This window comes from Mesorhizobium sp. CA15 (genome assembly GCF_020165215.1).
GTDB lineage: Bacteria > Pseudomonadota > Alphaproteobacteria > Rhizobiales > Rhizobiaceae > Mesorhizobium.
In genome coordinates, this window is the sequence record NZ_JAIUHQ010000005.1 from 280,357 (window position 1) to 300,928 (window position 20,572).

A 20,572-nucleotide genomic window follows, 5' to 3' on the forward strand; every position below is an offset into this window, starting at 1 on the left:
CTACGAAGCGCGCAAAGGAGGCGCAACAGCAGCAGGCGGGTCGACAGATGCCTGCCCGGTAGCGGCCGACCGCGCCAAGGCCGGGACAAGTTCCGCAACCCTCGTCATGTTGGCGTGACAGACATCGCCGGCAAAGCGGGCGACCGCCCCCGGCTTGATCTCGTGATACAGCAGCCGGTCGAGATCGACCGGGCGCGGCATGGTGATCTGTCCGCGCGGGAAGCGCTTGAAGCCAAGCGGTCCATAATATGGTTCGTCACCAACCAGAATGACGGCAGGCGCACCGGCCTTCCTGGCCGCCTCCAGCGCGATCGCGACCAGCTTGCGGCCGATGCCGAGATTCTTGTAGGCGGGGCGCACCGCAAGCGGGCCGAGCATCATAGCGCGTCCGGCGCCCGCTGCCACGCGCGTCATACGCACCGAAGCGATGACCGTGCCGTCCTTGACGGCGACGAAGGACATCGAGCGGTCATGTCCTCCCGACTCGCGGATCTTGTAGGCGGCAAGCACGAAACGACCCGGACCGAAGGCCTCGTCGTTGATGGCTTCGATTTCAGGGTCATGCGCCGGAGTCTCCGGCAGGTATTTCACGTCGGCAAGGCTCATGGTCTTTGCGTTCCGGTATCGAGGAAGGTTTGCTGCAAAGCGGCAGCGTTCGCCAGTCAACGCTTCTTAAGCGCGGGCGCCCTTTCGTCGTCGGTCAAACCGGATCGAGGCAAAGTCGAACATGGGCGCCTCCGCTAGCATCAATTTTGGGCCGCTGCAATCGGTGCTTTCAGGCTTTCTTTGCGTCCATGACGAACTTATCCGTCCCCGGAGCGGTTGGTCATTTGACGAACTGGTTCGTCGTTTGACGAACTGTTCATCCGCTGAGGGCTTCGCCAGCCCGGTCATCAACCTAGATAATATCGAGCCGCAGGGAGATTTTTCGCATGGGATTGCTGATTGAAGGCAGATGGCAGGATCGCACGCCCAACACCGACAGCGGCGGCCGGTTCGTGCGAACGGAATCGCAATGGCGCGACTGGATCACGCGCGACGGCGCGCCGGCGCAAGGGCGCACGCGCGGCTTCAAGGCGGAACCTGGCCGTTATCACCTCTATGTGTCGCTCGCCTGCCCATGGGCGCATCGCACACTGATCTTTCGCGTCCTGAAGAAGCTGGAGGGCATCATCTCCGTCTCCGTGGTGCACCATTTCATGGGGGAGAACGGCTGGACCTTCAAAGCTGAGGACGGCGCCACGGGCGACACGCTCTACGGCCTCGATTTTCTGCACCAGGTCTATGCCAAGGCCGATCCGGCATATTCAGGCCGCGTGACGGTGCCGGTGCTGTGGGACAAAAGGCAAGAGACCATCGTCAACAATGAGTCCTCCGAGATTATCCGCATGCTCAATTCCGCCTTCGACGAATGGGGCGACGCCGGTCTCGACTTCTATCCGGCGGCGCTACGCGCGGAGATCGACAGGATCAATGCGCTGGTCTATCCGGCAATCAACAACGGCGTCTATCGCGCCGGCTTCGCCACCACGCAGAAAGCTTATCAGGAAGCGTTCGGCGAATTGTTCTCGGCGCTTGATACGATCGAAGAGCGGCTTTCGCAGCAGCGCTTTCTGACCGGCGAACGCATCACCGAGGCCGACTGGCGGCTGTTCACGACGCTGGTTCGTTTCGATCCAGTCTATGTCGGCCACTTCAAATGCAATTTGCGCCGCATCGCCGACTATCCGAACCTGTCGAACTATCTGCGCGATCTCTATCAGGTGCCCGGGGTCGCGGGCACGGTCAGCCTGCATCACATCAAGGCGCATTATTACGGCAGCCACAGGTCGATCAACCCGACGGGAATCGTTCCGGCAGGGCCGGAGCTTGATTATGCCGCGCCGCATGACCGGAACAGGTTCAGGAAGGCGGCGTGATTACCAGTAAGCCGAGTTACGCTCGCCGCCAAAAATCTCCGCTATCCGCTGCAGCGTCGCCGGCGTCGTGCCCTCCGGCAAGCGGTCGAGCGGAAAGAAACCCGCTTCGGCGATCTCGTGGTCAGGCAGTTTCGGCGCCGTCTGGTAGAAGGCTTCGATCAGATAAAGGCCGACATGGTCGCGCTTGCTGGGGCGATGGTTGAAATGCATCGACTTCAGCACCGGCGGCGCAGTCAGAGCGATGTTGCCTTCCTCGGCCAGTTCGCGCGCCAGCGCTTCCTCAAGGGTCTCGCCCACCTCGACGCCGCCGCCCGGCAATTGCCAACCGGGAACATAGGTGTGGCGGATCAGGAAGACTGAGTTGGAGGCACGGTCATAGACCAGCCCGCGCACGCCAAGCGTCATCGGGCGGCGCAGCAGGAAGTAGAAATGGAACAGCCTTGCCCGCAACCCCGGCCAGCCGGTCTGGCGGAATGCCGCGTCAGGATCGGCCGGGCGGTTCATTCAACGATCCCCAAGCAGATGGGTTGCCCCACGAACATCTGCCTGGCTTTCCTTGTTTTTCGCAGGTTCTGGCCGCAAAACCGTGGGACACTTTTGCGGAACTTGCTTGGGCGAACAGCAAACGGTGAGTGGAAAGCCTCGTCGGCGTCGCTTAAGAAGGGGCCATGTTCACGCTCGCGCATATTTCCGATGCTCATCTGGGACCGCTGCCCGATGTAACCTATCGCGACCTCGCCTCCAAGCGCGTGCTGGGCTACGTCAACTGGCAGCGCAATCGCCGCCGCCATATGCATGACTCGGTGATCGACACCATCGTCGCCGACATCAAGGCCGGCGCGCCCGATCACCTGGCCGTTACGGGCGACCTCGTCAACCTGGCGCTCGATGGCGAGATCGAGATGGCCAAGCACTGGCTGGAGACGCTTGGATCGCCGCATGACGTTTCCGTGGTCCCCGGCAATCACGACGCCTATGTGCCGGGCGCCTTCGACAAGGTCTGCCGGTCGTGGGCTCCCTGGATGACGGGCGACGGCGTCAATAGCCCGGTCGACCGCAATTCCTTTCCGTATCTGCGTGTGCGCGGCAATGTAGCGCTGATCGGGGTCACCACGGCGCGCGCCACCGCGCCCTTCATGGCCAACGGCTTCTTCATGGAAGGGCAGGCCGAGCGGCTCGCCAAGATCCTCGACGATGCCGCGGAGCAAGGGCTGTTCCGCGCCATCATGATCCACCACCCTCCGGTGCGCGGTGCCGTCCCGCAGCATAAGCGGCTGTTCGGCATCACTCGCTTTCACAAGGTCATTCGCCGTCATGGCGCTGAACTCGTCCTGCACGGGCATTCGCATCTGCCGTCACTGTTCACCATCGGCGCACGGGGCGCCAAGGTGCCCGTGGTCGGGGTTGCCGCCGCGGGCCAGGCGCCCGGCGGCAAACACCCGCCGGCGCAATACAACATCTTCGAAATCGACGGTGAAAAGGGCGACTGGCGTCTTCGCCTGATCCGGCGCGGCCTGACGGGACCAGCCCTGCCGCCTGCCGACCTGCAGGCCATCGACCTCGATGTGCCCGCCGGCACGGCGCGCCAGCTCGTCAGAAGCTGATCTTCATCTGCATGATGCGGTCCCAAAACAACGCCAGCGAAACCGCCAGGCCGACAAGGGCGCCTGCGGCGATCAGGCCGAGGCCGGCGAAGAAGGTCGTCCAGCCATTGCGGCCGCTTTCGGATCGGATGGGCGGCTCCGCTTCCTGGACCACGGGGCGATGCAGGCCGCGAACGGCGCTCTCCACGCTCCCTTCCATCATGCGCTGCCGCTCGACGACACGCTCGGCCACGTAGCGCATCACCGCATCGGCAACGGCTTTCATCTCGGTCGATTCGGCCAGCACCACGCGGCCGACGCGCGTATCCCTGAGGAAGCGATAGGTGCGGCGGTCGCGTCCCATGGCGACATGGCTCACCGCATCGATCCATAGCCGCGGCTGCAGGCCGGACGAGACGGCGAAGTCGAAGCTGTCCATGTCGGCCGGGACATCGGCAAAGACCGGGGCAAGCTCGCTCGCCAGAAGATCGAGCCGCATGCGGTGCGCCTCGCGCATGTCGACGACCACGTCATCGCGGTCGGCAAAGGCGTTCTTGACGTCGCGTACGGCATCGGCGAGCTTTCGCGACGGTTCGATCGGGGTGATTTTGTCGCCTGCATCCGTCATGGCGGCTGCCTCACTGTTGGTTAACAGCGAGTTACCACAGTCGCCGGCAAAATGCACTGCCGACGACGAACCGCGCGACTGCCGCGGTCCGGCGAAAGCGGGTAAGGGACGTTTCGAGATCGGTCCGGGAGCGATCAACCCGCCGAAGCGTCCAGCGGTGGACGCAACCGTCTGCCGCGCCGCCGCACGTTGCGACGCACGATTTCGGCAATCAGGTCAGGAGCTTCCTCGACCAGCATGTGACCTGCGTCAAGGACATGATGCAGATGGAAATGCGACGGCAGCGCCTCGGCCTGCTCAACCCGCAGCAGCGGATCCTCCGCTCCCCAAACGACCATGACCGGCATGTCGAGCGTATCCAACTGCGCGCGGGGGATGATCCCTTGCCGGTCATCCCTCGTCATCGCGGCCGCCATATCGATCAGGGTCTGCAACTGGCCCGGTCGGGTGCGCATCCGGCAGAGTGCATCCACCACGTGATCAGGCGGCACGCTGCGCGGACCCGACATGGCGGCAAGGCTGGCGCGGACCTGGTTCCTGCCGGCCGCGGCGGCGTAGCGGTGCAGCAAGGCTGCGTTGATTTCCGGGCCAAAACCGCCGGGCGCCAACAGCGTAAGCGAGGCCACCCTGTCGGGGTCGGCAAGCGCCATCGATGTCGCGATCGCGCCGCCCATGGAGTGACCGACGAGATGGACCTTGCCCAACCGGCGGGCGGCCAGATCGGCGAGGATGGCTCGCGCGGCTGGCTTGGCGCCGCCCAGGCCTTCGCTTTCCAGGGACTGTCCATGGCCCGGTAGATCATAGGCCAACACTCTCGCCCGCGCCGCCAGTGAGGCCGCGACGTCACGCCAGATCTCACCACAGGCTCCGAAGCCGTGCAGAAGCACGATCGTCCTCGGACGGGCGCCGCTTTCGACCGCATAAGGGAATGGACGCATGAAAAAATGGGGCGGTGAACAAGGCAGGAGCTTCAATTGTGGCTGAATTGCTCCCGAACCGGATTGATGGCCAGTAAAATTTTCGCGACCGCAGCGCCCCGTCAGGCGCTCGATGCGTCATACTTTGGTGCTCCGGCATTCGTGTGGCCCAAATGAGTATGGAGAGTTGGATTAGCTCGGGTTGCCGATCCCGGCGGCTCGCAAGGATTGAACCAGCCGATCCGTGAGATCCGGGGGGTATTTGCGATCGACGAATGTCGCGCGCGGGTCGGCGGCGAACTTCGGGAATTCGGCGGTGAGCTCGTTGGCAAGCTCACCCGCCAGCTTGTCGCGTCCCGAAATCCTGGCGCCGATCAGGCGCGCGGCCAGGTAATGCGACTTTGATGCCGTCGTGCGCAGCGACTCGCTGGCGAGCGCGGCCTTTTTCATATCGCCCTGCATGAAGGCTCCGACGAAAAGGCCATAATCCCACCAGGTTGGATGGCCGCTGAAGGCTTCGACCGCGTGGTCCAGGATCGGCGTTCCCTCATCATATTTACCGGCGAAGATCAGGCCGTAGCCATAGGCGGCGGCCATGCCGAGGTCGTACGGGTTGAGTTCGTAAGCCTTTCGCATCAATCGGATCGCTTCGTCCGTGTTGCCGAGACGCGAGTTGAGGTAGCCAAAGGCGCGATGCGCATGCGGGCTCATCGGCCCCATCTGGACGGCGCGGTGGGCAAGCGACATGGCCTTTTCGAGCGTCGCTTCCGGTGGATAGGCATAGTGTGCGGTGACGGCTTCCACATGAAGCGCGGCCAGCTCCGCGTAGACAAGCGACGATTTGGTGCCTTCGCCGACCAGCTTCTCCAGGCAGCGATACGCAATTTCGTGCGTCTGGGCGCTCATGTCGAGATAATAGCGGTCGTCGAGCACCAGGCACCCGATCTGGCTGGTCCGGATGTCGCTCTGATCGATGTAGCTGTAGATAGCGCCCGAAGCGGGAACGGTCGAGGTGAGAAGGCTGGCGACGTTGCCTTCAACCGCGCCAGGGGCGCTCTCGGCCGATGTAAGGTTGCGCGACAGGAGAACCCGCCCGGTCGCGACGCTCTGCAACTCCACCGTGACGTCGCCGGCAGCAGGCCCGGGAACGATTTCGAAAACGAAACTGATCGGATCGGCGGACCGATCACGCGTCGAATCCGCATCGCGCCCGATGAAATCGATGGTGTCGAAACCCGCGAGCCCGGCGCGCAGCGACGACGCGACACGAGCCGCCTCCGCTCCATCGGCTTTGACGGCGATGTAGATCAGCGGCAGGGAGTCGAATCGGGACTGGGCGGTGCCGGCCAGGCGCGCCGTTTCGGCTGTCGCGGCAGTGTCGCCGCCGTTGAGGAAGGCATTGCCTTGACGCACGATGAGCACGCCGAGCATGACAATGACCAGAGCCATGGCAGCCCAGAAGAACCGCAATTGCCGCGTGAGCGACTGGGCGGGTGCTGCCGGCGCCATCAGCGCTGCAGGTTCGCCCGCGGCAGAGGCGTCGAGATGTTCGGTTGCGGCCTGAGCGGCTTCGGCCAAAGCGTCGGACCGCTGCGCGACGGTTTTGGAGGCGGACCTGGCGTCGCCGGGCAGGCGGATCGCATTCGGCTCGTAGGACGGGACATAACCGCCGCGCGGGATCGCGATGCGCACCGGCTCGGCGACACCTTCATTGGCGAAATACTGCTCCAGAAGTTCGCGCAGACGACCGGCCTGAACCCTGACCACGGCATCGGTGGAGGCGTCGAAATCGCCGTCCTTGCCGAAGACGTCCATGGCGATTGAAACGCCTTTCAGCCTGTCCGCCTCGCCGGCCTGCTCGCGTTCGACCAGATAGCGTAATAGCCTGCGGGCACGCTCGGATCGGCCGAACGTTTCGCTGGCAAGCAGTCGCTCCAATGTCTCGCGCACTGCGGGGGCGGCAGGCGGGGCATGCTCCAAGTGTCGAACCTTTCGAAGTCGGCACAGGTTAGGGAGCGATAATATAGCGCTCGCGCCGGCGCACAAGGATGCTTCTATTATGTGATCGCGTAAGCCACCGGAAATTCCTCCGGCGGTTAACGAATGGCAGATTCGCGTCCGCGTCTGCAGCGTGGCGCAAGCTGGAATGCGCCAGCTCCATCGCTGAATCAGATCATCCGGCTTGAGCGGTTCACCGTTTCACGAAACGGTGAACCGCTCAATTTTTTGTTTGACCGCAATTCCGGACGGAAGGCTACGGCGAAACCGCCGAGCCTAACCGCCTCACACTTTTCCTGGAATTTGCTCTAGCCGCCGATGATCCGGTTGGCGGCCGAAACGACAGCCTCCAGCGAGGCGGCGACGATGTTGGTGTTGATGCCGGCGCCGAACAGCTTGCCGCCCGGATACTCCATCTCGACATAGGAGATCGCCGAGGCGTTGGAGCCGCGCTGCAGGGAATGCTCGGAATAGTCGAGCACCGACATGTCGACGCCGACATGGCGCGAGAGCGCATCGACAAAGCCGTCGATCGGGCCGGTGCCCGAGCCGGTGATGGTCACTTCCTTGCCATTGTCGAGAATATCCGCTTCGACCATGCGCCGGCCCTTCACCTCGGTGTCCGGATAGGTGCGATGGTCGAGGAACTTCAGCCGCGCGCCGGGTTGGTCGACATAGGTTTCGAGGAAGCGTTCGTGGATGCGCCTGGCCGGCACTTCCTTGCCTTCAGCATCGGTGATCGCCTGGATCGCCTGGCTGAACTCGATCTGCAGATTGCGCGGCAAGTTGAGGCCGTAATCTGCCTGCAGCACATATGCGATGCCGCCTTTGCCGGACTGCGAGTTGATGCGGATGATCGCCTCGTAGGTGCGGCCGACATCGGCCGGATCAATCGGCAGATAGGGCACTTCCCAGATTGGGGTGTTGGCCTTCTTCAGAGCTTTCATGCCTTTGTTGATGGCGTCCTGGTGCGAGCCGGAGAAAGCCGTGTAGACCAGCTCGCCGACATAAGGGTGACGTTCCGGGATCTTCAGCTGGTTCGAATATTCGTAGACGTCCTTCATCCGGTTTATGTCGGAGCAGTCGAGCTCCGGATCGACGCCCTGGGTGAACATGTTGAGCGCCAGCGTGACGATATCGACATTGCCGGTGCGTTCGCCATTGCCGAACAGCGTGCCTTCGACGCGGTCGGCGCCAGCCATCAGGCCGAGCTCGGTGGTGGCGATGCCGGTGCCGCGGTCGTTGTGCGGATGCAGCGAGACGATCAGGTTCTCTCTGGCATCGAGGTTGCGGCACATCCATTCGATGCGATCTGCATAGACGTTGGGCGTCGACATCTCGACCGTCGACGGCAGGTTGATGATCAGCTTGTTGTCGGCCGTCGGCTTCACGATCTCGGTGACCGCGTTGCAGATCTCCAGCGCGACTTCGAGCTCGGTGCCGGTGAAGCTCTCCGGCGAATATTCGAAGCGGTAGCCGCCGCCGGCCTTGGCGGCCATGTCGGTGATCATCTTGGCGGCGTCTGTGGCGATGCGCTTGATCCCGGCGACGTCCTTCTCGAACACGACGCGGCGCTGCAGCTCGCTGGTCGAATTGTAAAAATGCACGATCGGGCGGTGCGCGCCCTTCAGCGCCTCGAAGGTCCGCGTGATCAGCTCGGGCCGGCACTGCACCAGCACCTGGAGTGAGACGTCGGCGGGGACGCCGCCTTCCTCGATGCACCAGCGGGCAAAGTCGAAATCAGTCTGCGAGGCCGAGGGGAAGCCGATCTCGATCTCCTTGAAGCCCATGTCGAGGAGCAGCGCGAACATGCGCGCCTTGCGCTCATGACCCATCGGGTCGATCAGCGCCTGGTTGCCGTCGCGCAGGTCGACCGAGCACCAGATCGGCGCCTTGTCGATGGTCTTGTTCGGCCAGGTGCGGTCGGTCAGGCCGACCGTCGGGTAGGATTGGTATTTGCGTGCCGCATCCGGCATGTGGCCGGCCGCGCGCTTCCCGGCTTCAGCCTCGCCGGCGCGGATTTCTTCTCGTGCGTTCATCGTCGTTTCTCCCGGCGGCCCGCATGCCCGCTTCAGGCGGATGGGTGGCGAGCGTCGCCTCTACCAAAAATTCGTTCGCTTGATGTGACTTTGCCAAAGTCTGGCCAAGGAGCATGCGCCTTGAGCGGCGGTTTCGACCGCCGGGCGCTCCTTCAGCGAACCCGGCGATCGCCGATAAGGCCGAGAAGAAGCAGGGTCGAGGCGAGCGCGCGCGCGGTCTCGCCGGCAAAGCCGGTGCGAGAGGAGGCGACGGAGCGGACGCGCGTGGTCATGCCGGCTCTCTTACAGGAGCGGCCCGTCGGAGGCAAGCGGGACGCATGAATGAACGCCCTTGCCTAATAGCGCCGCCGGTGCGGACAGTCTTCCCCGCGCCTCGCAAATGCGCCAGACTTGGTTTCGAAGGCTTGGCACCGAGCGAAGCTCCGGGGAAGGGTTCGTCCATGAATTTCGTGTTCTTCTCGCCGCATTTCCCGGCCAACGGCACCGATTTTTGCGACCGGCTGAAAAAGGCGGGCGCCACCGTGCTCGGCATCGGCGATGCGCCTTACGAAACCTTGAACGCCAAGCTCAAGGCGGCGCTTTCGGAATATTACCGCATCGCCGACATGGAAGATTACGACGCCGTTTTGCGGGCGATGGGGCACTTCATCCACAAATGGGGCCGCATCGATCGCTTCGAGTCGCTCAACGAGCATTGGCTCGAACTCGAAGCCAACATCCGCACCGATTTCAATATCTACGGCACCAAGCTCGATTTCGTGAAGAACTTGAAGCGGAAGAGCCGCATGCGCGCCTTCTTCCGCAAGAGCGGCGTCGAGACCATCCCGCAGCGCAAATGCTCCGACCGTGCCGGCGCCATGACCTTCATCCGCCGCGTCGGCTTTCCGGTGGTGGTCAAGCCGGATTCGGGCTCCGGGGCTTCCAACACTTTCAAGATCTCCAACGCCAAGGAGCTCGACCAGTTCTTCAAGGACAAGCCGAAGGGTGTCACCTTCGTCATGGAGCAGTTCATCGAGGGGCTGGTCGTGACCTTCGACGGGCTAGTCAACCGCGACGGCGAGGTGGTGCTGGCGGCCAGCCACCGTTACGATCAGAGCATCATGGAGGCGGTCAACAAGGATCGCCATATGAGCTACACCTGCTTTACCGAGATCAGCCCGGAAGTCGAGGAGGCGGGCCGCAAGATCCTCAAAGCGTTCGACGTACGCGAGCGCTTCTTCCATATCGAGCTGTTCGAAACCAGCGACAAGCGCGTCATCGCGCTCGAGGTCAACATGCGGCCGCCCGGCGCCTGGATGACGGACGCCATCAACTACACATTCGACATCGACGTCTATGCCGCCTGGGCCGACATGGTGGTCAAGAACGCCGCCGGCGGCCCTTACAAGGGCAAGTATTTCACCGCCTATGCCAGCCGCAAACGCCACATCGACTATTTGCACAGCCATGCGGACGTGCTAGCCGCCCACGGCGACAAGATCGTCCATCATCAGGCCATCGAAGAGGTCTTCAGCCGCGCCATGGGCAATTACGCCTACCAGATGCGTTCGAAGGATCCGAAGGCGCTGCGCCAGGCGGTCGACTACATCCACGCGGAAAAGGCCTGAGCCGATGGACGTCTCCTATCACAAGGGCCATTCCCGCAATCTCGGCCGGGACATGGAATACAAGCGCTACGGCCATGCCGGGCGGCCGGTGGTGGTGTTCCCGACCTCGCAAGGGCGGTTCTACCAGCTCGAGGATTCGGGCGGGGTCGGCGCGCTTGCCGACTTCATCGACACCGGCCGCATCCAGCTCTTCACGCTCGACGGCGTAGATTCGGAATCCTTCTTCGACAAGCATGCCGACCCGGCGCAACGCATCGCCCGCCACGAAGCCTATTTCCGCTATGTGCGCGAAGAAGCGCTGCCGGAATTGCAGGCGGTTGCCGCCAAGTCCAACGGTGGCCGCGTTTTGAAGCCGCTGTTTTGCGGCTGCTCGATGGGCGGCTACCACTCATCCAATTTCGTGTTCCGCTTCCCGGAGCTGGCGAGCGGGGTGATCTCGCTGTCCGGCGTCTATTCGGCCCGCGATTTCTTCGGCCGGGTGCTTGAAGGCAACATCTATTTCAATTCGCCGCTCGACTATCTGCCCGGCATCGTCGACCAGAAGCTGCTCGGGCGGCTCAGGGCGCTCAGGCTGATCTTCTGCTGCGGCCAAGGCGCCTGGGAAGAGCGCATGCTGGTCGAAACGCGCGAGCTGGAACAGGTGCTGCGCGACAAATCGATCCCGGCCTGGGTCGACTATTGGGGTGGCGACGTCAGCCATGACTGGCCGTGGTGGCATAAGCAGCTCGTCTATTTCTTCGGCCGTTGGCTGGATGACGACCTCATGCACAGGTTGGACTGAGGTGCGTTGATATTCAGGTGAGGCCGGCCTGCAAATGGCGGTTTCCTGCGCTTCCGGTGCTCACGTACATGAAGTACGCCCCGCTCCGGTTCTCTCGGAAGCCACCATTTTCGTCTCGGCCTGACCTGAATCTCAACACACCTCAAAATGTACAAACCAATGACCACACCCGATCCGATCCGTCGCTTTGTCGAAGCGACCAACGCCGCCGATACCGAAGCCTTTCTGGCCACATTCACAGACGATGCTTTCCTCAGCGACTGGGGTCGCGATTTCCGTGGCCGCGATAGCGTCGCGCGGTGGAACCAGTCGGACAATATCGGCGTGCAGTCCAACCTTCGCATCGTTCGCATCGCGGAGCGCGACGGCGTCTACCATGCCCGCGTCGCCGTGACCGGCAACGGCTTCAACGGCGAGGGCGACATGGCCTTCACGCTCAACGGCGACCGGATCGCGAGCCTGGTCATCAGCTGAAGAACGGATGCGTCGCCGACCTTCGTGCGGCATCGTCCAAAAATATGACCATCGTAATCATGTTTTTGTGGCAATGCCGCCGGCGCTGTGGCATGCCGGCGCTTGGTGACATCGGGCTTCGGCCGATCTCGTCGATATCGGAAGGCCCGGCGATGAAGCTCTTGAGCGCGCAAACCCGTATCCAAAACGACGACATCCGCGCGGTGATGGACAGCCTGCGCGCCGAGCACGGCGATTATGAAAACGACACCGGCGTTGCCGGCCAATGGGAATTCCGTATGCATTACGGCACGTTGAATGCCTCATTCGACGACCGCGGCGTGCTGGTCCGTGTCGCGGCGGAGGACGAGACCTGCCTCTCCTACATGAAGATGATCTTCGCCGGCCACATCGCCGCGCATCTCAGCACCACCGAAGGCCTGCGCTGGCAAGGAGACGGCAAGGATGCCGGCACGCCGATATTCTTCCGCGAGATATCGGTCCTGTCCTCGAGGCGGTTGTCGCCGCATATGCAACGCGTGCGCTTCTGCGGCCGCGCCCTCGGCCGCTTCGCCCATGGCGGATTTCATGTTCGGCTTCTGCTGCCGCCGGCCGGACGGCAGGCGGTTTGGCCGACCATGGGCCCGGACGGTCTGATCGTCTGGCCGTCGGGCGAGGATGCGCTCACCATCCGCGTCTACACGATCCGCGCGCTGGACGTGGCCGAGGGTTGGCTCGACATCGACTTCGTGCTGCATCCCGGCGCCGAGACGCCGGCTGCGAGTTTCGCGCAGAATGCGAGGGCCGGCGACATCATCGGCATGATCGGCCCCGGCGGCGGCGATGTGCCCGAGGCATCAAACCTGCTTCTTCTGGGCGACGATACCGCGCTTCCGGCGATCGGCCGGATGCTGGAAGAGCTTGCGCCGTCCGTCCGTGCCGAGGCCTTCATCGAGGTTGACGGTCCGCAAGACCGGGTGACGCTGGCGGCGGGCGAGAACATCGCTGTCCATTGGCTTTATCGGCATGGCCGCGAAGCAGGCCGGGCCGGCCTGCTGCCGGAAGCGCTGCGCGAGCGCGGCCGCGGGGCCGACGATCTCTTTGTCTGGGCCGGATGCGAGTTCGCCGACTTCCGCGACATCCGCCGGATCGTGCGCAAGGAATGGGCCCTGTCGCGCAACCGGCATCTTGTCACCGCCTATTGGCGCCGCGGCGAGTCGGGCGGAGACGGTGCCGGCGAGGAATAGTTCAATCTTTTAGTTGCGATCGCTGACCATGGCGATGGCCGGCACCGCCAGCAGCGCGACGACGCCCGCGCCGCCGAACAGTGCGCCATAGCCCAGATGCTGCGCCGCATAGCCGGCCAGGATGCCGCCCGCCATGCTGACCAAGGCATCCATGCACTGGAAAAGCGTGAAATCGACCCCTGCCTGCTTCGGATCCGACCAGCGCATGAACTGCGCATAGAGCGCCACGAAGCCGAGCGCCATGATGCCCGAGGAACTCAGCGTCGCGACGGCCGCCAGCGGGCCTGCCGGGAAAACGCCGGAAAGCGCGAAGGCCGCGAGGATGAACAGCGATCCGGCCTGCAGCATAAGCGCGAGCACAAGCACGCTGCGCGTGCCCAGCCATCGGACAAGAGCGCCGCCGGCAAGGGCGGCCGCGCCGCCGAGAACCATGCTGCCGACACCGTTGACCAGGCCGATCGTGGAAAGGCTGAGCCCGGCATCGACCAGAAACGGGCCGAGCATGGTCAGCGCCGCTTTCTGCGCCAGAACGTAGATCGCCGACGCCGCCAGACCGCGGCGTATCTGCGAGCGCCGCAGCGCCGTGCCGAGCGCGGGCACGTGTTCGCGCACTTCCTCGCGCGATCGGCCGGCGATGCCGAGCAGGAAGGGCAGTCCGAGCAGCACCAGCAGCGAGGCCATCGCCGACACCGCCGCGCGCCAGCCGTGGATTTCGACGAGATAGAGGAAGAGACCGGCGCCGATCGCCGAGCCGAGATAGGCGCCGCCGACCTGGGCGGCATTGCCCCAGCCGAGATTTTTGCCGGCAAGGTTCTGCACCGCAAAGCCATCGCAGGCGATGTCGACCGTCGAGGCGGCAAAGGCGACCACCGTCAGGCAGGCGACGACCGGCCAGAAGGTGGCGGGACCGAACTGGGCGATGGCCAGCAGTCCGGTGATGGAGATGAGGCCGCCGATGAGGACGATCGCGCCGGTGCGGTTCCTGCCCGCTGGCGGAAGCCGGTAACGCTCCACCGCCGGCGACCACAGGAACTTCAGCGCCCATGGCAGGGCGATCAGGGTGAGCAGGCCGATGCGGTCGAGCGGCAGGCCCTGGTCGCGCATCACGGCCGGGAGACCCGTCCAGGTGATGCCGCCGATCACGCTCTGCGCCACATAGAGGCCGCCGATCGCGGCGACGATGGCGGCCGGCGACGAGGCGGCCCGGTTCGAGACGGAGACCGACATCAGAAGCGATAGCGCAGGCTGCCGAACAGCGAGCGGCCCTCGTCGCGGTAGCAATAGCCGGCCGAGCAAATTGCCTGCTGGTTGTCGAACAGGTTCTTGGCGTTGATCTGCAGCTTCACGCCTTCGAGCCTCGGGTTGCGATAGCCGAAATCATAGGACAGCGAGGCATCGACGAAGGCGCGCGCGTCGTTCTTGAAAGTATTGGTGTCGTCGCCGTAGCTCGCGCCGGCGAAACGCACGCCAGCGCCGAGCCCAAGCCCTTCAAGCGTGCCGTTCTCGAACTGGTAATGGCCCCAGAGCGACAGGATGTGGTTCGGCGTGGCCGACAGTTCCTTGCCGTCGGTGCCTTCGGCGCCGCGTTCGATCTTCACGCGCAGATACGTGTAGGAGGCGATGACGCTGAAGCCATTATCGAGTGAGGCATTGGCTTCCAGCTCGACGCCGCGCGAGTTGAGGTCGAGCTGGCGCTGCTTGTTGATGCCGGTGGAGGCGTCGAAGACGACGCCGTCCTTCTGGTCGATGTCGAACAGCGCGGCGCTGACGGTCGCGTTGTGGTCGGGGATCTCGTATTTGACGCCGATCTCCGTCTGCGTGGCGATGGTCGGGCGGGCGACGCGGCTGACGGAACTCGAGACGTCGTCATAGACGAAGCCGATGTTGGGAGAGAACGAGGTCGAATAGTTGACGTAGGGGATGATGCCCCATTCGGTCCGGTAGGACAGGCCGACGCGGCCGGAGAAGGCGCTGTCCTTCTGCTTCGACTGACTGAAATCCGCCGCGGTGGAGGTGGTGTCGACCCAGTCGTAGCGGCCGCTGGTGAACAGGGTGAAATCGTTCCACTCCATCTGGTCGTGCAGGTAGACGCCGAGCTGGTTCATCTCCTGCCCGCCGAAATGGGGGACGGGAGCGGCCTTGATATCCTCGACCGAGACATAGGAAAGCCCGCTGCCGGCGTCATAGTCCGACCAGGCATAGTCGATGCCGGCAATCACGGTGTGCCGCACCGGACCCGTGTCGAATTCGAGCTGCGCCATGTTGTCGACGACGAAGTTCTTCATCGTCTCGGTGTAGTGGCCCCAGTAGCGCTCAAGCGGCTGATCGGCGCCGATCGAGTAATGGCCGCTATATTCGATATCCGAGTCAACGGCGTTGTAGCGCAGGTTCTGGCGCACGGTCAGCCAGTCGTTGAAGCGGTGCTCGAACTCGTAGCCGATGCGCCCCTGATCCTGGGTGAAATCATTCCAGGACGCATCGCCTTCATAGACGTTCGACAGCACGCCATAGGCGGAGTTGTAGAAGGCCGCGGTGCCGCCGGTGACGGACTTCGAATATTCGCCGAGGATGGTGAGCTTGGTGTCCTCGTCCGGCTTGAAAGTGACGGCCGGCGCCAGATAGAGTTTATCGTCGGGATAGTCGGGCAGGCCGGTCTCGCTCAGACGGCCGAGGCTGGTGAAGCGATAGAGGATGCTGCCGTCGTCATTGACCGGCCCGGAAGCATCGAGCGCCGCCTGGAAGCGGTTGTGCTCGCCGGCCAGCAACTCGCTCTCATGGAACGGCTCGTCCTTGGGGCGTTTGGTGACGACATTGACGATGCCGCCCGGACCGCTGACGCCGTAAAGCGAGGAGGCCGGTCCCTTCAGGATGGTGACGCCCTCGATGCCGTAAGGTTCTGTCTTGAACCAGGCGGAAGGGCCGTTGTACTGGCGCAGCCCGTCGCGGAACATGCCGTTGTAGAAGGCCTGGAAGCCTCGCAGGAAGAAGGCGTCGTAGCGCGTGTCGAAACCGAAGCTGTTTGGATTGGCGCTGGCCGTGTAGCCCAGTGCGTCGTTCAGTGTACGCGGCTTCTGGTCCTCGATCTGCTTCTGCGTGACGACCGAGACCGCCTGCGGGATCCTGGCGATCGGCGTGTCGGTCTTGGTGCCGATGCGGTCCTTCTTCGCGACGTAGCCGTCCTGCTTCAGGATCTCGTTGCTCTCGGCGGTCACCTCGATCCTGTCGAGAACGGTGGCGTCGCCGCCTTCCTGGGCAATTGTCGGCCAGGCATGGCCGAGGATGGCGCTGCCCGCCAGCAATGATAGTCCCCGGCGCCACGTCCTCGACCGCTTCGTCATTAACTTGTCTCCAATCCTCATGTTTGGTTGCGCCTCCGCGCTCTCAAATATGAGTAAGAGAGTCAAGTATTTTTTGGTACCTCGCCGGACTTGACGGCATCACATGGCGTCAGCCTTCCTGGCAGGCCGGGACAGGCGCGACGTCTTGTTGCGACGGCGATCCGCGACGCAAGCCGAAGAAGACGACGACGGCGGTGAGCACGGTGATCGTCGCCAGCACGATGAGCAGCCGGTCGAAAGCCGTCTCATAGGCTTGGACCAGGGCACTGGCTCCGGCCAAGTGCAGATGTTGCACCGTTTCGCTGATATTGCCGGTTGCCAGTAGCTGTGCCGCCGCGGCCGCTTCGGCAGGCGAGGCCAGTGCTTGAGCGCTAAGCTGCGTGGCCGTGAAACCGGACAAGGCCGCCATGACGATCGCCAGGGCCACGCCCTCGCTGGCGACGCGGGTGGTGTTGAATATGCCGACCGCCATGCCGGCGCGCTCCTTTGGCACGACGCTGACGGCAAGTCCGTCCATCAGTCCCCAGGGCAAGGCGATGCCGATGCCGATCAAGACCAGCGGGAGCAGCAGCGCGTTGTCCGCCACGGGCACGCAACTGAGCCAGACCAGGCCGGCCGCGGCAGCGAGGAGGCCCACACCGCAGATGGTGGCCGGGGCGATCCGGCGTGCCGCCTGGCCGGCCAGCAGCGGCAAGATCAGCAGCGGCCCGGACAGGCAGATCATCAATTGCCCCGCCTTGATCTCGCTCATCCCCTCAATGCCGATGAAGCGGATCGGCAGGAGCACGAGCAAGACGACGAAGGCATAGGCAGGTGCGGCGGCCAGGAACTGCACGCCGACGAAACGCGGGAAGCGAAACAGCGTCAGGTCCAGCATCGGCCGGCGCACCCGCCGCTCGACAATGACGAAGGCGGCAAAGAAGATGGCTGCAACGCCGAGGAGGGCGATAACGAGGGGATTGGCCCAACCGCTCTGGGGCGCCTGCAGCACGCCGCAGGTCAGCGCGGCAAGCGCGATGGTGAAGGTGGCGGCTCCCGCCCAGTCGAGCCCGGTTGCGTCCGGGTCGCGCGATTCGGCGACGGTGCGCAGGCCGAGCGCGGCGGCGGCAACGCCAAGCACCGCCACCAGAAGAAAGATCGCGCGCCAGCCGAACGCGTCGATGAGCAGGCCGGAGGCAACAGGGCCGAAGGCAAGGCCGATGCCGAAGCTGGTGCCGAGGAAGCTGAAGGCGCGCAAACGCGATTGCCCGTCGAATTCCTGGGCAAGCGCAGAGGCGCCGCCGGCGAAGGCGGCAGCGCCGCCAACGCCTTGCAGAGCCCTGAAGAAATCGAACCAGACGATGCCTGGCGCCAGCATGCAGCCCAGCGCGGCTAGGGAATAGGCGGCGAGGCCGGCGAGAAAAATCCGCTTGCGGCCATGATTGTCAGCCAGCGCTCCGGCCGCCATTAGGCCGGCGCCGAAGGTCAGCATGAAGGCATTGGTCACCCAATTGAGCTCGATCGGACTGCCGCCGAGATCGGCGGCAATGCGGGACAGCGCCACGGCGGGACCGGTGAAGCTCAACGGCATCGTCATGGCTGCGAGGCAAACTGACAGCAGCACGAGCCATCTGCCGGCCGGGCCGGTTCTGGTCATCAAAGTCATGGATTTTCCTATCCGAGGCGGGATTTGCCGGCATGTCCTGACTGGCACAGCCGATCGCAACGACAAGATAGGGTGGCGACGTTTCCGGCAAAATAGTATTAAATCTCCGTTCATCTCGGAACAAAACGCTCGAATAGGTTCACCATGGATCGTCTCAACGGCCTTCTGGCTTTCGCCCGCACCGCCGAGCTCGGCAGTTTCGTCGCCGCCGGACAAGCGCTCGGCATTTCCGCCTCCGCCGTCGGCAAGAGCGTCGCCCGGCTCGAGCAGGAACTCGGCGTGCGTCTCCTGCAGCGCAGCACGCGGCGCATAGGTCTGACTGAGGAGGGCAAGCTTTTCAACAAGCGGGTGCGCCGCATCCTCGACGACATAGAAGACGCGGAGGCGATGCTGTCGCGTACACGCGAAACGCCGCATGGCCGGCTGCGCATCTCAACGCCGATCGTCACCTATCATCTGCTTTTGCCGGTGCTGTCGGAATTCATGGCGCGATACCCGGAAATCGAGCTCGACATCGATTTCAACGATCGCATCGTCGACGTCATCGACGAGGGTATCGACGTCGCGATCCGCAGCGGTGAGCTGCCCGATTCGCGATTGGTGTCGAGGCCGGTCGCGCCCTTTCGCATGATATTGTGCGCGGCCGCCTCCTATCTCGATCGCCATGGCATGCCCGGCACGCCGGCGGATCTAGCGGCACATTTCGGGATACACTTCCGCTTTCTCAACAGCGGCAGGCTGCTCAACTGGCCGTTCATCACCGGGAGCGCCGAGCCGCAGATCCGTTCGATGCTGACCTGTAACAACATGGAGGCATTGAAGGGCGCTACGATTGCCGGTCTCGGCATCGCCTGCATGCCCGACTTCCTGGTGCGGGAGGCGCTGCATGACGGCAGGCTGCGCGCCGTGCTCGACGACCATGTCGACGGCCGCGGCCAGTTCCGCATGCTGTGGCCGTCCAATCGCCATCTTTCGCCGAAGGTCCGGGTCTTCGTCGATTTTCTTCCCGAGAGGCTTGCGGCGGGGCGATAGGCCCGGCAATCCAAACGAAGCTCCGCGGGGATGGTCAGTAGGTCGCGCGGCCGCCGGAGAGATCGAAGGTCGCGCCGGTGGTGAAAGAGTTCTCGTCCGACAGCATGAAGACGATCATCGCGGCGGCCTCTTCCACCTCGACGAAGCGGCCGCGCGGCACTTTGCCGAGCATATAAGCGACCTGCGCTTCCGTGAGCTGCTCGAGAATTCTGGTACGGGCGGGCGAGGGGGTCAGCGCGTTGACGGCGATGTCGTGTCCCGCGAGCTCCTTGCCGAGCGACTTGGTCAGCGCCAGCACGCCGGCCTTGGCGGCCGAATAGGCGGCGGCATTCGGATTGCCTTCCTTGCCGGCCACCGAGGAGATGTTGACGATGCGGCCGTAATTGCGCGCGACCATGCCGGGCACCAGGCGCCGGCAGCAGTAGAAGACGCCGTTGAGGTCGATATCGACGATCTGACGCCAGGCGGCGGGGTCGTAGTCCGCCACGGTCGCCGCCGGCCCGGCAATGCCGGCATTGTTGACCAGGAGATCGACGGGGCCAAGCGAGCGCTCAGTCGCGACGGCAGCGCGATCGACGGCCTCGATCTGGGACTGGTCGCAGAGAATGGCTTCAACGCGGCCGAGCGAAGCGAGCTCGGCGACAGCCCGGGTCATTGCGGCCTGGTCGACGTCCCAGATGGCAACGCCGGCGCCCGACGACAACAGGCGCCGGGCGACCGCAAAACCGATGCCTTGCGCGCCGCCCGTCACCACGGCGATGCGGCCGGAAAGATTGACGACATTCTGACGGCGTTCCATGGGCACTTCTCCTCCGCTCACTCAGAGCAATTCAGCATCCTGATAGGATTGCTGACCTCCTCTGATTTTCTATTTTTACGCAATTCCGGACGGAAAGCTGCTGAGCATTTTTCCTGAAATTCCTTTGGCATTGGATAGCTCGGATCAGGCCCCGACGTTTCGCGCCACCAGCCTGGCTACGCTTGGCACAATCAGCAGCACGACCAGGAAGCGCGCCGTCTGCAAGGCCATGACGAAAGAGATGTCGACGTTCTGCGCCGCGGCGGCGATGTCACCCAGCCTTTTCTGGCGCAGGAAGGCCGAAGCCGCCAACGGGATGAGTCTCGATCTGGAATTCGAAGCCGGCGATGAAGGGACGCGCCCTGGCGATCGCCGCCTGGACTTCCGGCAGCTGCAGCGATGCCTTATGACTCGCCTGGTCGGTCCACACTTCGGTGACCCAGATGGCGTCGGCGTCGGCTGGATCGGTGGCGATAATGTAGCTCAGGCAGCCGGGGAGAGCGCCGGTGCTTTCGCGCAGCACGTCCATGACCGCATCGCGCTGGCCGCGCGCCGCCCGCATCTTGCCGATCAGTCCGTACATGCC

Annotated in this window: 18 protein-coding genes and 1 pseudogene; 7 read left to right on the forward strand and 12 right to left on the reverse strand. The window is 63.8% G+C overall.

Features of this window, described 5'->3' with window-relative positions; all coding sequences use genetic code 11:
• Nucleotides 1–606, reverse strand: a complete 606-nt coding sequence (locus tag LB515_RS12355; protein ID WP_224524478.1) for a GNAT family N-acetyltransferase — start codon at nt 604–606, stop codon at nt 1–3.
• Between the two features lie 326 nt (nt 607–932).
• Here LB515_RS12355 and LB515_RS12360 point away from each other — a divergent pair, with 326 nt between their 5' ends.
• Nucleotides 933–1,919, forward strand: a complete 987-nt coding sequence (locus LB515_RS12360) for a glutathione S-transferase family protein (RefSeq protein ID WP_224524480.1) — start codon at nt 933–935, stop codon at nt 1,917–1,919.
• Here the strand turns inward: LB515_RS12360 and LB515_RS12365 are convergent, their stop codons facing one another.
• Entirely contained in the window at nt 1,920–2,423 is a 504-nt protein-coding gene (locus LB515_RS12365; protein WP_095766444.1) for an NUDIX domain-containing protein, read from the reverse strand.
• Between the two features lie 164 nt (nt 2,424–2,587).
• Here LB515_RS12365 and LB515_RS12370 point away from each other — a divergent pair, with 164 nt between their 5' ends.
• The gene (locus tag LB515_RS12370) at nt 2,588–3,523 is read left to right on the forward strand and encodes a metallophosphoesterase family protein (RefSeq protein WP_224524483.1); all 936 of its coding nucleotides are present in this window, start codon (nt 2,588–2,590) and stop codon (nt 3,521–3,523) included.
• Here LB515_RS12370 and LB515_RS12375 read toward each other — a convergent pair.
• The 4 genes from LB515_RS12375 to leuA form a co-directional block, all read right to left on the reverse strand.
• On the reverse strand, nt 3,513–4,130 hold the full coding sequence (locus LB515_RS12375; protein WP_095766446.1) for a hypothetical protein: 618 nt from the start codon (nt 4,128–4,130) through the stop codon (nt 3,513–3,515). The two genes, LB515_RS12370 and LB515_RS12375, sit on opposite strands and share 11 nt — an antisense overlap.
• Nucleotides 4,131–4,264: 134 nt before the next feature.
• Entirely contained in the window at nt 4,265–5,068 is an 804-nt protein-coding gene (locus LB515_RS12380; protein ID WP_095766447.1) for an alpha/beta fold hydrolase, read from the reverse strand.
• A gap of 171 nt (nt 5,069–5,239) precedes the next feature.
• Nucleotides 5,240–7,027, reverse strand: a complete 1,788-nt coding sequence (locus LB515_RS12385; RefSeq protein ID WP_224707874.1) for a tetratricopeptide repeat protein — start codon at nt 7,025–7,027, stop codon at nt 5,240–5,242.
• A gap of 326 nt (nt 7,028–7,353) precedes the next feature.
• Nucleotides 7,354–9,084, reverse strand: coding sequence for a 2-isopropylmalate synthase (gene leuA / locus LB515_RS12390; protein ID WP_224524488.1), 1,731 nt, complete (start codon nt 9,082–9,084; stop codon nt 7,354–7,356).
• A 440-nt stretch (nt 9,085–9,524) separates the two neighbouring features.
• Between leuA and LB515_RS12395 the strand changes: the two genes are divergently transcribed.
• From LB515_RS12395 to LB515_RS12410, 4 genes are all read left to right on the forward strand, one after another.
• The gene (locus LB515_RS12395; protein WP_224707875.1) at nt 9,525–10,691 is read left to right on the forward strand and encodes an ATP-grasp domain-containing protein; all 1,167 of its coding nucleotides are present in this window, start codon (nt 9,525–9,527) and stop codon (nt 10,689–10,691) included.
• Between the two features lie 4 nt (nt 10,692–10,695).
• Complete coding sequence (locus LB515_RS12400) at nt 10,696–11,472, forward strand: esterase family protein (protein ID WP_224707876.1); 777 nt, start codon at nt 10,696–10,698, stop codon at nt 11,470–11,472.
• A 159-nt stretch (nt 11,473–11,631) separates the two neighbouring features.
• Nucleotides 11,632–11,946: a nuclear transport factor 2 family protein gene (locus tag LB515_RS12405; RefSeq protein WP_140838796.1), complete on the forward strand. Its 315-nt coding sequence runs from the start codon at nt 11,632–11,634 to the stop codon at nt 11,944–11,946.
• 92 nt (nt 11,947–12,038) lie between these two features.
• Complete coding sequence (locus tag LB515_RS12410) at nt 12,039–13,172, forward strand: siderophore-interacting protein (protein WP_224707877.1); 1,134 nt, start codon at nt 12,039–12,041, stop codon at nt 13,170–13,172.
• Nucleotides 13,173–13,181: 9 nt separating this feature from the next.
• Here the strand turns inward: LB515_RS12410 and LB515_RS12415 are convergent, their stop codons facing one another.
• The 3 genes from LB515_RS12415 to LB515_RS12425 all read right to left on the reverse strand — a co-directional run bounded on the left by LB515_RS12415 (nt 13,182) and on the right by LB515_RS12425 (nt 18,155).
• Entirely contained in the window at nt 13,182–14,399 is a 1,218-nt protein-coding gene (locus LB515_RS12415) for an MFS transporter (protein ID WP_224707878.1), read from the reverse strand.
• Nucleotides 14,399–16,510, reverse strand: a complete 2,112-nt coding sequence (locus LB515_RS12420) for a TonB-dependent siderophore receptor (protein WP_224707879.1) — start codon at nt 16,508–16,510, stop codon at nt 14,399–14,401. The genes LB515_RS12415 and LB515_RS12420 overlap by 1 nt, the downstream gene beginning before the upstream one ends.
• A 109-nt stretch (nt 16,511–16,619) precedes the next feature.
• A complete protein-coding gene (locus tag LB515_RS12425) occupies nt 16,620–18,155 on the reverse strand; it encodes an MFS transporter (protein ID WP_224707880.1) in 1,536 nt (511 codons plus the stop codon).
• Nucleotides 18,156–18,299: 144 nt separating this feature from the next.
• On the opposite strand from LB515_RS12425, the gene LB515_RS12430 reads away from it, so the two are divergent.
• Nucleotides 18,300–19,187: a LysR family transcriptional regulator gene (locus LB515_RS12430; protein ID WP_224707881.1), complete on the forward strand. Its 888-nt coding sequence runs from the start codon at nt 18,300–18,302 to the stop codon at nt 19,185–19,187.
• A 34-nt stretch (nt 19,188–19,221) separates the two neighbouring features.
• On the opposite strand, the gene LB515_RS12435 is transcribed toward LB515_RS12430, so the two are convergent.
• The 3 genes and pseudogenes from LB515_RS12435 to LB515_RS12445 all read right to left on the reverse strand — a co-directional run bounded on the left by LB515_RS12435 (nt 19,222) and on the right by LB515_RS12445 (nt 20,569).
• Nucleotides 19,222–19,986: an SDR family NAD(P)-dependent oxidoreductase gene (locus LB515_RS12435; RefSeq protein WP_224707882.1), complete on the reverse strand. Its 765-nt coding sequence runs from the start codon at nt 19,984–19,986 to the stop codon at nt 19,222–19,224.
• 144 nt (nt 19,987–20,130) lie between these two features.
• Nucleotides 20,131–20,256: pseudogene (locus tag LB515_RS12440) on the reverse strand (AbrB family transcriptional regulator); the annotation flags it as partial.
• A 1-nt stretch (nt 20,257) separates the two neighbouring features.
• The gene (locus tag LB515_RS12445) at nt 20,258–20,569 is read right to left on the reverse strand and encodes a putative quinol monooxygenase (protein WP_095766458.1); all 312 of its coding nucleotides are present in this window, start codon (nt 20,567–20,569) and stop codon (nt 20,258–20,260) included.
• Nucleotides 20,570–20,572: the final 3 nt, after the last annotated feature.